The sequence below is a fragment of the Tropicimonas aquimaris genome, assembly GCF_042676185.1.
GTDB lineage: Bacteria > Pseudomonadota > Alphaproteobacteria > Rhodobacterales > Rhodobacteraceae > Tropicimonas > Tropicimonas aquimaris.
On the sequence record NZ_JBHTJT010000039.1, the window covers coordinates 23,691 to 36,069 of the forward strand.

The 12,379-nt window shown below is 59.4% G+C and carries 8 protein-coding genes; 7 read left to right on the top strand and 1 reads right to left on the bottom strand.

Going from position 1 to position 12,379, the window contains the following annotated elements; all coding sequences use genetic code 11:
* The first annotated feature begins 23 nt into the window (after positions 1 to 23).
* The 5 genes from ACFQ2S_RS17795 to ACFQ2S_RS17815 all read left to right on the top strand — a co-directional run bounded on the left by ACFQ2S_RS17795 (position 24) and on the right by ACFQ2S_RS17815 (position 6,237).
* Positions 24 to 1,004, top strand: coding sequence for an ABC transporter permease (locus ACFQ2S_RS17795; RefSeq protein WP_386076520.1), 981 nt, complete (start codon positions 24 to 26; stop codon positions 1,002 to 1,004).
* Positions 1,005 to 1,106: 102 nt separating this feature from the next.
* Positions 1,107 to 2,048: a substrate-binding domain-containing protein gene (locus tag ACFQ2S_RS17800; RefSeq protein ID WP_386076522.1), complete on the top strand. Its 942-nt coding sequence runs from the start codon at positions 1,107 to 1,109 to the stop codon at positions 2,046 to 2,048.
* A gap of 38 nt (positions 2,049 to 2,086) precedes the next feature.
* Positions 2,087 to 4,537: an ATP-binding cassette domain-containing protein gene (locus tag ACFQ2S_RS17805; RefSeq protein ID WP_386076524.1), complete on the top strand. Its 2,451-nt coding sequence runs from the start codon at positions 2,087 to 2,089 to the stop codon at positions 4,535 to 4,537.
* Between the two features lie 56 nt (positions 4,538 to 4,593).
* Positions 4,594 to 5,382 carry an SDR family NAD(P)-dependent oxidoreductase gene (locus ACFQ2S_RS17810; RefSeq protein WP_386076526.1) on the top strand — a complete coding sequence of 263 codons (789 nt, stop codon included), beginning with the start codon at positions 4,594 to 4,596 and terminating at the stop codon, positions 5,380 to 5,382.
* Positions 5,383 to 5,448: 66 nt separating this feature from the next.
* Positions 5,449 to 6,237: an SDR family oxidoreductase gene (locus ACFQ2S_RS17815; protein WP_386076527.1), complete on the top strand. Its 789-nt coding sequence runs from the start codon at positions 5,449 to 5,451 to the stop codon at positions 6,235 to 6,237.
* Between the two features lie 632 nt (positions 6,238 to 6,869).
* Here the strand turns inward: ACFQ2S_RS17815 and ACFQ2S_RS17820 are convergent.
* Complete coding sequence (locus ACFQ2S_RS17820) at positions 6,870 to 7,586, bottom strand: hypothetical protein (RefSeq protein WP_386076529.1); 717 nt, start codon at positions 7,584 to 7,586, stop codon at positions 6,870 to 6,872.
* 445 nt (positions 7,587 to 8,031) lie between these two features.
* On the opposite strand from ACFQ2S_RS17820, the gene ACFQ2S_RS17825 reads away from it, so the two are divergent.
* Complete coding sequence (locus tag ACFQ2S_RS17825; RefSeq protein ID WP_386076530.1) at positions 8,032 to 9,327, top strand: FAD-dependent oxidoreductase; 1,296 nt, start codon at positions 8,032 to 8,034, stop codon at positions 9,325 to 9,327.
* Positions 9,328 to 9,874: 547 nt separating this feature from the next.
* The gene (locus ACFQ2S_RS17830; protein WP_386076532.1) at positions 9,875 to 12,037 is read left to right on the top strand and encodes a SulP family inorganic anion transporter; all 2,163 of its coding nucleotides are present in this window, start codon (positions 9,875 to 9,877) and stop codon (positions 12,035 to 12,037) included.
* Positions 12,038 to 12,379 lie beyond the last annotated feature (342 nt).

The following is a 12,379-nucleotide window of genomic DNA, read 5'->3' on the forward strand; positions in this document are numbered from 1 at the left end:
TATATGCTGCAGGGGAGGATCAAATGAGCGCGACATCGGCCCGACCGCAGGAAAACAGGCGAATCTCCGATTTCATTTCCCTCGGTGGGGCGACCGGGCCGCTGATTGGCTTGATTCTTCTCTGCGCGTTCCTGTCGATCGCGACAGACTCGTTCTTCTCACTGCGGAATTTCCTGAACATCCTCGATCAGGTCACGGTCATCGGGATCATCGCAGTCGGAATGACGTTCGTCATTCTGATCGCGGGGATCGACCTTTCGGTTGGATCGGTGCTCGCGCTGGCGATGATGGTGCTTGGCTATCTCAATGTGGAAGCCGGCATGCCGATGGGCGTTGCGATACCCGGCGCGCTGATCGTTGCCGCCTTTGCAGGGTTCATCTCGGGGCTGGTGATAACGGAGTTCAAGGTCCCCCCTTTCATTGCGACGCTTGCCATGATGTCTATAGCGCGCGGTCTGGCGAGCATGATCACCAATGGCTCCCAGATCATCGGCTTTCCGCCATGGTTCAACATGGGCGCGATCATCCGTTACGGTGGTTTTCTGACGATGTCCGTCGCGGTGATGCTTGTGGTTTTTGCGCTCGCACTGCTGTTCCAGCGCTACAGGGAAGGCGGCCGTGCTCTCTATGCAATCGGCGGCAATTCTGAAGTCGCGCGCCTTGCCGGCATCAATGTCAAGCGAGCAACGGTTCTGGTCTACACCGCGTGCGCAACGCTATCGGGCTTGGCGGGAGTGCTTCTCGCGGCGCGCCTGGATGCAGTTCAGCCGACCATCGGCATCGCTTATGAACTCGATGCGATCGCGGCGGTCGTGATTGGCGGCACCAGTCTGTCCGGTGGCACAGGTGGCATCGGAGGCACGATCATCGGCGTGTTGATCATCGGAGTGCTGCGCAACGGGCTCAACCTGCTCTCCGTCTCGCCATTCCTGCAGGCTGTCATCATCGGAGTGGTCATCGTGCTGGCAGTCGCCGCGGAGACGATCAAGCAGAGAGGGAACTGATAGCGAACGGGACTGTGTCCCTACCCCAATCTATAGGTCCGGCTTTCGGACCGAATCCGGTCCTGAACATCAACGGACCAAACAACTGAGGAGGAGACTTTCATGAAATCGCAAATCAAATCAGCGCTTCTTGCCACCGCCATCATGACCGTGGCTGGCGGAGCTTCGGCGCAGGGCGTCGGCATCGAGAAGATCGGCCTTGCCGTTCCCAACCTCCAGGCCGATTTCTTCAACCAGATCAAACTGGGCGTGGAGAATTACGCAGCCAGCCTCGGTATCGAAGTCATTACGGTCGACGCGAAGGGTGACACCAATACGCAGGTCAGCCAGGTGCAGGATCTGCTGACGCAGGGCATCGACGCCTTTATCTACATCCCGGCCGGCGCCGCCGCTGCAGCGGTCCCGACGCGCCTCGCACGTGCCGAGGGCATCCCGGTCATCAACGTAGACCGGGAGCCGGAAGGCGAACCGGGCGACACCGTGATCTACGGCGAGAACGTGATGTCGTCCTATGAAGTCTGCTCTTCGATCATTGAGCGCGCCGGGGGTGCCGGCAAGATGGTCATCATCCACGGCCAGAAGGGAACGACGCCAGAGCAGCAGCGCTTCGAGGGCTGCAAGATGGCAATCGACGAGAACCCGGACGTCGAGCTTGTCGCCCAGCAATGGACGCAGATGTGGTCGCCGGACGAAGGGTTTTCGATCGGCCAGAACATGCTGCAGGCTCACCCCGACATCAAGATGATTTTCGGCCAGGCCGATGGCATCGCGATGGGTGCCGCCAAAGCCGTCGAGGCGGCCGGCCTCTCTGACCAGATCGTCGTAGGGGGCTATGACGGCGACGTAGCTGCGCTGGAATCGCTCGCCCGCTGTGACACGCCGTTCGTCGTGACGGCGACACAAAGCACCCAGGCGATGGGCGTCCTGGCAGTGAACTCTGCAATCGCAGTGTCGAAAGGCGCATCCGTTCCGGCTCGTCAGATTCCGAACGCCGTGCTGACCGATTGCGACAACGCAGCACAGTTTGTGGAAAAGCACCCGTAAGAGCGCGAAAGCCGGCAGCTTGCTCGAAAGGCAAAGGCATGACGACCGAAGGCAAAACCCCAATCTTGTCGCTGCGGAACATTCGCAAGTCCTACGGGCCTGTCGAAGTTCTGCACGGTATCGATCTGGACATTCATGCCGGGGAAGTCGTTGCGCTGCTTGGCGAGAACGGTGCCGGCAAATCCACGGTGTCGAACGTCATCTCCGGGACGATCCTCCCGACGGCCGGAGCAATGACCTGGCAGGGCGCGGAGTTCGCGCCCGCCAATCCTCGGGAGGCAATCGATGCAGGCATCGGCATGATACACCAGGAACTTCTGTTGCTGCCGCACCTGTCGATAGCTGAGAACATCTTTGTCGGTCGATGGCCGATGAAGGGGGGGCGGGTCGATCGCAAGACCATGACCCGGCGGGCGAAGGAACAGCTCTCACGGCTGGGCCTGGACCTCCCGGCCACGCGCAAGGTGGAGGGGCTGGCAACTGCCGCGCAGCAACTTGTGGAGATCGCCAAGGCGCTCACGCTCAACGCGCGTCTGCTTATCCTTGACGAGCCGACAGCTGCGCTGGGCGGCGCCGAGACAAAGCTGCTCTTCGAGCAGGTCGAGAAGCTCAAGGCCGACGGAGTGGGTATCATCTACATCTCGCACCGGCTTGAGGAAATCCGCCAGGTTGCCGACCGCATCGTCGTCATGCGCGACGGCGACAAAGTGAAGGAATTCGACCGTGGCGATGTGCCGGTGCGCACAATCGTCGAGGCCATGGTCGGCCGAAAAATGGGTCGAATGTTCCCGGCTGTCCCGACGCCCGGCGAGGAAACTGTGCTCGAGGTAAGGAACCTCTCGTCAGCACGCGGTGCGTTCGAAGATGTGAACTTCAAGGTCCAGAAGGGCGAGATCCTCGGCATTGCGGGGCTCGTGGGAGCGGGACGAACCGAACTTGTGCGCGCCATGACGGGCGCGGATCCCATTTCCTCTGGCGAAGTCCGGCTGAATGGAGTCGATATTACGCCCCGCCGTCCGCGCGATGCGATCAAGAACGGCATCGTACTTGTCCCCGAAGACCGCAAGTTGCAGGGCTTGGTCCTTGATCATTCGATCGCCGAGAACATTGCCTATGCAAATCTGAACACCATCTCCCGAGCAGGGTGGATCACCGGCGGGCAGGTGCGGGGTTTTGCCGACCAACATATCGCGCAGTTCGGGGTCAAGGGTGTCGGGCGACAGAAAGCCAATGAGATGTCCGGCGGAAACCAGCAAAAGGTGGTGATCGCCAAATGGCTTGCACGGGAGAACCCTCAGGTTGTAGTTCTCGACGAGCCCACCCGCGGGATCGACGTCGGGGCGCGTTCTTCGATCTATGACATCATCGTCGAACTCGCGAACCAGGGCGTCGCGGTGGTTGTGGTCAGCTCAGATCTCGAAGAGGTGCTGGGCGTCTCGAACCGCATCCTGGTCATGTCGGCGGGGCGCCAGACCGGCATCCTCGACAGGGAGGATGCAAACGACGTGTCGGTGATGGAACTGGCCACCCTCGGTCGCGCGCGAGCCTATGATCAGGGCGACAAGATCAAGCCGATCAATGAGACGCTGGAGCTCGTCTTCATCCCCAAGGTTGTGCACCCCTGGTATGACGTTGTCGCCTCCGGAGCCCGCAAGGCCGTGGACGAACTCAAGGCATCCGGTATCGACGTTCGCGTTACATGGGACTCTCCCCCGCGTGCGGACATTGCTGATCACAATGCTCGGATCAAGGCGCAGATCGAGCGCAGACCCGACGGCCTTGCCGTTTCGTGCCTCGACCCCGCGACCGAGACGCCACTGATGCATGAAGCGATCGACGCCGGCATCAGCCTCATAACTTTCGACACGCGCTGCGACGATGCCTTTCCGTTCGTTGGCCACAAGGATGATTTCGAGGATGGTCGGAAACTCGGCCATTTCCTCGCCGACAAGATCGGCAAGGCCGGCCAGGTCGCGATCCTCGCCGGCAGCGAGACGGCCGCCAACCACGTCGCAAGGGTGCGAGGATTCCGCGAAGCGATGGCGAGCTACCCGGAAATCGAGATCGTTGCCGAGCTTTTCGACGATGACAACCCTGAGAAGGCCGACCGTCTCGCCGAAGAGGCAATCGCTGCCCATCCCGACATCGTCGGGCTTGTAGGGGTAGATGCATCAAATCCGATCGGCGCCGCCCGCGCCGTCGTCAACGCCGGGCGCACCAGCAAGGTGACCGTGGTTGGGTGGGACGATCTGCAAGAGACGCTCAAGTTCATCGAAGACGGCGTCATCGCCGGCGTCATAGCCCAGCATCAATGGGAGATCGGCTACTGGGCGGTGAAATACCTCGTCGCGATGAACCAGAACCACAAGACACCGCACGAACACGAGACCGGATCACAGATGCTCACCAGGGAGAGCCTGGCGGATTGGTGGCGCAGCGGCCAGGGCAGCCGAACGAGCGATGAAGCCGGGGCCAGTGTGGCGGTGTAGCCGATGACGGGGCGGCGATCGCCCCGAAACCCTGCGGGTTTGAAAGGGAGTTCAGAATGAAACGCTTCGAGGGCCAGACGGTTGTCATCACCGGCGGCAACAAGGGCATTGGATACGCTATGGCAGAGCGTTTCGCCCAGGAAGGGGCGAGGATTTTGATGGCCTCGATCGAGGAACAGGTCACCGAAGCTGCGGCGAAGCTCGCGGCTGCCACCGGCGCAAGTGTCGAGCCCGTCCTCTGCGACGTCACCAGGATCGATCAGGTGAAGGCCCTCTACGACAAGGCGGAGGAACTGTTCGGACCGGTTGACGTTTCGATCCAGAACGCCGGCGTCATCACGATTGCGAAGATCGAGGACATGACCGAGAAGGAATGGGACCTCGTCCTTGACGTGAACACCAAGGGCGTCTTCCTGTGCTGTCAGGAGGCAATCCGGCGGATGCGTGCTTCGGGCAAGGGCGGCCGCCTGATCAACACGGCGTCCGGCCAGGCGCGCGACGGTTTCATCTACACGCCTCACTACGCCGCGTCGAAGATGGGTGTGGTCGGGATCACCCAGAGCCTCGCCAAGGAGGTGGCGCTCGACAATATCACCGTCAACGCAATCTGCCCCGGCATCATCGTGACCGAGATGTGGGATTACAACGACAAGGTCTGGGGCGAGATGCTGGGCGATTACAAGCCGGGTGAGCTGATCAATTCGTGGGTCCAGGAAAAGATCCCGATGAAGCGGGCCGGCACCGGCAGCGACGTGGCGGGCCTCGTCGCCTTCCTCGCCAGCAGGGACGCCGACTACATCACCGGCCAGACGATCAACGTCGACGGCGGCCTCATCATGTCGTGAGGCTGCCCGAGCGGTTTCGACACCAATCAGCCGCGCCTCAAGAGGCGGCACCTACAGGAGGAAATGATGGCAGGCATCACTCTGAACGCACCCAAGCTCTTCGACCTTTCTGGGCGCGTCGCTTTCGTGACCGGCGCCGGCAGCGGCATCGGCCAGCGCATCGCCCTGGGGCTCGCCCAGTGCGGTGCCGATGTTGCCTGCCTCGACCGGCGCACCGACAGCGGGCTGGCCGATACCGTGAGCATGATCGAGGGCGCCGGCCGCAAGGCTATCGCGATCTCGGCCGACGTGACCAACCGGGCCTCGATGGACGAAGCGGTGGCGCGCACCGAAAATGAACTCGGAGCTCTCGGCATTGCCGTGAACTCGGCGGGTATCGCCAATGCCAACCCGGCCGAGGAAATGTCCGAGGAGCAATACCAGACCCTCATGGACATCAACATGAAGGGCGTCTTCTTCTCCTGCCAGGCCGAGGCGAACGCGATGATCAGGCACGGCAAGGGGGCAATCATCAACATCGCCTCGATGTCCGGTGTGATCGTCAACCGCGGCCTGACCCAGGTGCACTACAACGCATCGAAGGCCGGCGTGATCCACATGTCGAAGTCGATGGCGATGGAATGGGTCGACCGTGGCATCCGGGTAAACTCCATTTCTCCCGGCTACACTGCAACGCCGATGAACACGCGACCGGAGATGGTGCACCAGACCAAGGAGTTCGAGGCCCAGACCCCGATGCAACGCATGGCGACGGTCGACGAAATGGTTGGCCCCGCGGTCTTCCTCGCGTCTGATGCGTCGTCATTCTGCACCGGGGTGGATCTCTTGGTCGATGGAGGGTTCTGTTGCTGGTGAGTGTTTGACGTCAGCAGTCGTTAGGGAGACTTGACGGTTTGAGAAAGGAGCCTCTTTCTTCTGTGGATCCCGGTCAAACCTACCGGTCGACCCTCGATTGTTCAGCCATCCGTGCTTTGCTTGTTGATCCACATCGTAGCCAATAGCGCAGTTCAGGTAACTGAACATCGTGGGAAGCGGGCATTGGAACAGCCGCAATCGCTGCACGGTTCCTCGCTGCACATTTGGTGCTCAGCTGTGTTGGCGGGCGCCATTTTTTGGAGCCCTCCCAATACATGGGGCCTTCAGATAGGTTCGCTCAGGCTCTGAGAGCCAGATGGTAGATGGGACGGTTCTTTGCGACCTAAACGGATAATAGATCCCCAGACGGCAAGAAACAGCGAAGGATGCGCGAGGACGTGCTTCGTGGTGACGTCCCAGGGCGTCACCACCAACGATCGACGGATCAACCAGATAGTATCCCAAGCCCTGCCCGCTTCGAGTTGTCTTGAGCTTCCTGAAAGCTACGTCCCGCCCCATCCCTATGTACCAGTTCGGATTGGAGTTTCGGGGCTGCGGCTTGCTACCGCCGTTTGGGCCACCCGGCTGGAGATCTTCGGGGCTTATGGCTCAGGCTGCCATGTTCGTAAGCCTTAGTCTGTCGCGAAGCAGTAGATCAGGCCTACGCCACCGGTGCTCGGCAAATCGTCCTCACCACATCCCGCGGTGCCATGGGACGAGTTCCACGAAACCATGTTCATGGACTCGTTCAACCCCGCCCGGTCATGGTGCCCAACAATGGCAGAACCTTCACCGTTGCTGGTCCAATTGCTGCATGTTGTGTCGGCGCCCGCGGTCGTAAGCTGGCCAGCTGTCGAGAATTGCCCGTTGAAGTCCGAGCCTGTCAGGATGTCGTGCTCGAGCGGCTCGTCTCCGCCTCGTCCGTTGATCGGGTCGCCGTTCTCGTCGAGCGCCGTTTCGACATTGATGTTGTTGTCGCTATGCAGTTCCTCAACGTCCTGCGCGATCAGAACACCATCGGAATTGTACCAGGGGCCAGATCCTATCCGGTCCCGAGCGCTGACGCCATCGGTGATCTCAAAGCCACCGTCGGTCCGCCTTACCACCATGCTAGTGCTGAGATACGCGGCCCAGGTCCGTGTCGAACCAGCTGCTGCGGCTAGCGCATTGCAATGTGCGTCAGCGCCCTCCAGGCCGCCGAAATTGGCACCGTCACCAGAACCTCGGCTGCTGACGAAGAACGACATTTCCTCAGAATTATCGGCCGATTGTGCGCTGCTATCGATGGCGCCGAGCATCGAAAGGGCAAAGACCGCAACGAAGCCTGGGCGATGTTCGAATATGGACATGTGGGACTCCCCCCTCTGAAAACTCCCGAGTGAAAGGATACGCGCGGGTTTGAAATGCGTCTAGGATCATGCGACGGGTCGTTGTTTGACTGGCATTCGCCAGAGGAATCCTAATGATCTCCGAAAGCTTTGTCAGCTGACGTGACCTCGCCCTTGGCCGGGGCCGGCGACGGGGCACAGCTAGCAGAGCTCGAATACAGACGTGTCAGGACTTCGGTATAGGGGCTTCGGGTGTGGTATCCCGTCCACCGTTTCAGAACGCCCGATCGTATGCGGATGGTGTTGTTGCCGGCCCTCGCCGCCGGCCAGCCCTCCTTCCCTAGCCGTCCGTTCCTGCGGACAAGGGAACAATCTTCCCCCCTGCCCCTGCTTGATCCGACTATTCTGGATCACCAACACCGGGGCGGCCTTCAGTTCGCTCTCCTACAATGACCGGAGCGAGCAATTGACCAAGAGAGATGAGCAAGCCGATGTTCTCGTAATCGGCGGTGGGACGGCAGGCTTTGGAGCGGCAGTAGCGGCCGGTCGGCAGGGCCTCCGGGTCACGCTGCTGGAAGCGACGACCAAGATCGGCGGCGTGATGGCTTCTTGCCCTGGCATGCCATGGGGTGGCGGCTACCCATCGGACAGGATCATTGGCGGTCTGATTGAAGAACTGCTCGATCGGCTTGCGTCAATGGAGCCGCCTGCTGCAGAGAAACGAGTTTGCACGCTGGAGAATTTCGGCCCTGAGATCGTCTATGATCATGACCTCGCCACCCTGGCCATGTTTGACATGCTTGAGGAAGCAGGCGTGCGAGTCAGGTTGGGCGCGATTGCGCTAGAGCCCCAAATGGAAGGCAATCAAATCAGGTCGATCGCCTGTTGCGATAGAACTGGCCCCTTCACAGTGGAAGCAAAGATCGTCATCGACTGTTCCGGCGATGGCGACATTTCCGCCAAGGCCGGCGTGCCCTACACGCTCGGCGACGACTCAGGCAACATGATGGCTGTAACCATCTCGTTCCACATGGTCGGCGTGGATTGGGCGCGTGCCTTTGCTGACCCGGATCCATATTTCCAGAAGTATGCTGCCAGAGGCGTCGCCGATGGCCGCCTGCACGCCGATCTTGCAAAGCTGTACCTGATGCGCGGGTTTCACGATGGGACGGTGTTCTGCAACTCTGTTCATTTGCGCGGAGTGGATGGAACGGACCCGCTTGCTGTCAGCGCCGCCACTCAGGAAGGACGAAGGCGCTGCCTACACCTGGCAAAATTCCTGAGAAGCGACGTGCCCGGGTTCGAGCGCGCGCACATGTCGATGCTCTCTCCGATATCGGGCATCCGTGAAACCCGTAAACTTCAAGGAATCTACCGCTTGAAGGGGGAAGACATTGCACAGGCGAGAAAGTTCTCCGACGGCATCGTGGCCTGCGACAATCCGATTGACGAAGTGATGCGCGCGGAGGCGGCAATGACCCATGACGCTGCGACCGCGGCTGGCGAGTACTACACTATTCCATTTTCTTCCCTTGTGCCCGCCGAGATCGTCAACCTGATGTTTGCGGGGCGCATTTTGTCGGCGGACCCCGTTGCATTCGCATCTGTTCGCGGCATGCCACAATGTATGGCGATGGGACAGGCGACTGGATCAGCCGCTGCACTTGCAATTCGGAACCGGGTGAAGGTGCAGAACGTGTCACATGACGATCTTGTAAGGTCATTGTCGGACCAGGGCGTCAACCGTCTGAGAACGATCTAGTCGCGCCGCGGCTCCGCATGGCACCTCGCCGCCAACGCAGTTTGTCATTGGAGCGCACCATAGGTATCTCGATCAACCGGTCTGATTGGTGGATCGTTGCGACCTCGGAAACCAATTGGTCTCGATCTTATCGTCCATCCGGACCGAATTTGTGGTAAACCTATCGAGTGGAGGTCCCGGTAATCGTTGGGGGTAACGGTCATGGGGACGTATGATTGAATGCATTTCTTGTTGTCCACCGCCTCCACACGATCACCAGCTATGTAGGCGTTACAGGTATCGACCGTTTTCCATGTGGCTTGGGATAGCCTCGCCTAGGTCAAGCTCGATGAGGCCTGTCGCTTTGCGATTGGTTCATTACGCCTCGGTTACAACAAAAATGAACGTTTTTTCTCAGTGCATTGCCGATGAAGGAGGATTGGGTGCGAGCACCACATTTCAATATTCCCCAATGCTCAACCAACGCCTTCTCCGACGTTTTTGACGAGCCACGAATGCTGCGCCGCGATGCCTCAAGAGCAGCGCGCGCGGGCCCAGAGACCACAAAATGAAGTCCTTTGCTGGTCTCCTGCGGCTGCTCGTCGGCAGCGTGATTATCGGCGCGATGGCCGTAACGCTGACCATTTCGTTTGCGGCTCTGATCTACACGGGTCCGCTAGCGCCGTACCTAGGTGAAGGCGCCAACTTTGCTTTACTTGGTGCAGCGGTCATGTCAGCGGTCGGTACATTCGCCTACTCTATCCGTGGCGTCATAACCAATCCTCAGGATGCGACCGCCGTTGTCCTTGCGCCTACCGCGGTCAGTATAGCATTAACGGGCTCTGTTTACGGCGACAGGTTGTTTCCGACGATTTTGGCATTGCTGGTGGCGGCGAGCTTCGTCGCAGGAGTCGTAGTCTTTGTCGCGGGCATCCTTCGCCTTGGCTCCTTGGTGCGCTATGCTCCATATCCGGTTATAGCCGGATTCCTCGCCGCGACGGGCTATCTCCTCGTCATGGGAGCCTTGGCGATACTGGCCCGCGAAAGCGTCACGCTCTTCAATCTGAGAAGCGCAATCATTGATCTACCATTCTTGCGTTGGGCGCCATGGTTGTTCGCCGGCTTCGCGCTTGCCGTACTGGCCAAACTAGTTCCCGGAGACTTCGCGCTACCATTGTCCATAGTGCTCGCTACGGTTGCCTTCTACTTAATCCTGCCAATCCAAGGGATATCGTTGGAGGCGGCCCTTTCCAGCGGACTTCTATTAGGGCCTTTCCAAGAGACGGAGTTCGGAAACGCCTACAATTGGCAATTTGTCCAACAAGTTGATTTTATAAGCGTAATGAATGAGGCACCAACACTTGCGGCGGTTGCTGGCCTGGCACTTCTCGGATCACTCATGAACACTACCGGGCTTGCAATGACCTTCCAGGAAAGGTCCGACACTGAACGAGACATGCGCGCGACCGGGCTTGCCAATCTTGCCTCTGCCTCCGCTGGGGGGATGCCCGGGTATATAATTCTGGGCGAGTCTATATTGGCACGGCGATTGGGTTTGGCCGGGCATATTCCGGGGTTGATCGCCGCGATCGCATGCGTTGCTGCGGCAATCGTCGGAACCGAGTATCTCGCCTACGTACCGGCCGGACTGATGGCGATGGTTGTCGCATACTTGGGGTTCGATCTACTGGGAACCTGGTTGCTTGGCAGCTTTCGTCGCCTATCGAGTTACGAGTATGTGATCGTGCTCCTCATAGTTCTGGTCACGGCTGCGCTCGGCTTCCTCGAAGCGCTGGCACTTGGAACACTCGCCGCCGCTGCGATCTTCGTGTTTACCTATGCGAAAGCGGATATTCTTCGCTCACGCACAGACCTCACCTACTGTCGCTCCTGGGTGGAGAGATCCGACGAAGAGATGCGACAGCTGTCGCATGCCGGCCATGCCTGCGTGGTTCTTGAGCTATCAGGTTTTCTGTTTTTTGGGACGGCCGACAAAGTTGCAAGACTGGCCAAAGCTGAACTTCGTCCCGAGACCGGTATCCGATACCTGATCCTCGATTTCAGGCGGGTTGCGGGTATTGACGCGTCAGCGTCAGCCTCTCTCATCGAGGTCGTCAAAGCCGCCCAATCGGCCGACATCGAACTCACATTCTGCTCCATGTCGCCAGATCTCGAACGTCAATTGCGACTTTCGTTGCCAGAGCAAGAGCACCTCCGGTTCAACGGCACAATGAATGACGAACTCGAACGCGTCGAAGACACGTTGCTTAAAGATGCGCCCATCGCCCCCCCCACCGGCGCGCCGCGCCTTCTGGAGGTCGCTAACAGGCTGCAGCATGAGTTCGCAGACCGTCCCGATATAATTCGGAAGGTTTCACTAAGAAAAGGCCAGGTTCTCCTCGATGACAACATCGCGTCGAGCGAACTCTACGTTGTCTGTAAAGGCCAATTGCGCGCGGAGGTTCGAACCGATGGTGAAAGTCACGGAACATTGGCCAAGTTCCGAGAAGGCGCCTTGATTGGTGAGATTGCCTACTATGCTGGAGTACCGCGCACGGCTTGCATCGTCGCGGAGATGGCCAGCGAGGTCGTTCAAATAAACCTGGCTCTCTTGGAAGATTTCCCGAAAGAGAGCGTTCTGGACTTTCACCGGGCCGCTGCCGAGGCCATGGCACGGCGGATCTTGCTACTTACAGAGCAGAAGCGTGATGTAACTCTGAGGCACAGCTGATCGCCTTCAGTGATCCCGCGCATTGGGAGGAACGGCCCCTCGCAATCTCATCAAGTCACCTGACCAACGCTGGGTCTCCGTTCCTGGCGTCAGACAGCGATCTCCAAGAATGCGTCCGCTAAAAAGAACTCAAACGTCCTCGGCGACTGAATGGAACAGGCCACCTCACATACCAGCAGATACTGGTGTGCCCCCGCGAAAGACGGCAACACAACCTCGCATTTTCTCAGGGGCGAACGGATCGGATTCGACCGATCCACCGGATTGCCGCCGACAGTGTCCCACCGGATAGTGTAAAATCGCCACAAACTGCTTAGCCGGCGGAAGGCAAAATCAGGTTAC

Coding starts and splice junctions, on each gene's coding strand:
- ACFQ2S_RS17830 (WP_386076532.1), top strand. CDS start 9,875: ATGAAGTCCTTTGCTGGTCTCCTGCGGCTGCTCGTCGGCAGCGTGATT.
- ACFQ2S_RS17810 (WP_386076526.1), top strand. CDS start 4,594: ATGAAACGCTTCGAGGGCCAGACGGTTGTCATCACCGGCGGCAACAAG.
- ACFQ2S_RS17800 (WP_386076522.1), top strand. CDS start 1,107: ATGAAATCGCAAATCAAATCAGCGCTTCTTGCCACCGCCATCATGACC.
- ACFQ2S_RS17815 (WP_386076527.1), top strand. CDS start 5,449: ATGGCAGGCATCACTCTGAACGCACCCAAGCTCTTCGACCTTTCTGGG.
- ACFQ2S_RS17805 (WP_386076524.1), top strand. CDS start 2,087: ATGACGACCGAAGGCAAAACCCCAATCTTGTCGCTGCGGAACATTCGC.
- ACFQ2S_RS17820 (WP_386076529.1), bottom strand. CDS start 7,586: ATGTCCATATTCGAACATCGCCCAGGCTTCGTTGCGGTCTTTGCCCTT.
- ACFQ2S_RS17795 (WP_386076520.1), top strand. CDS start 24: ATGAGCGCGACATCGGCCCGACCGCAGGAAAACAGGCGAATCTCCGAT.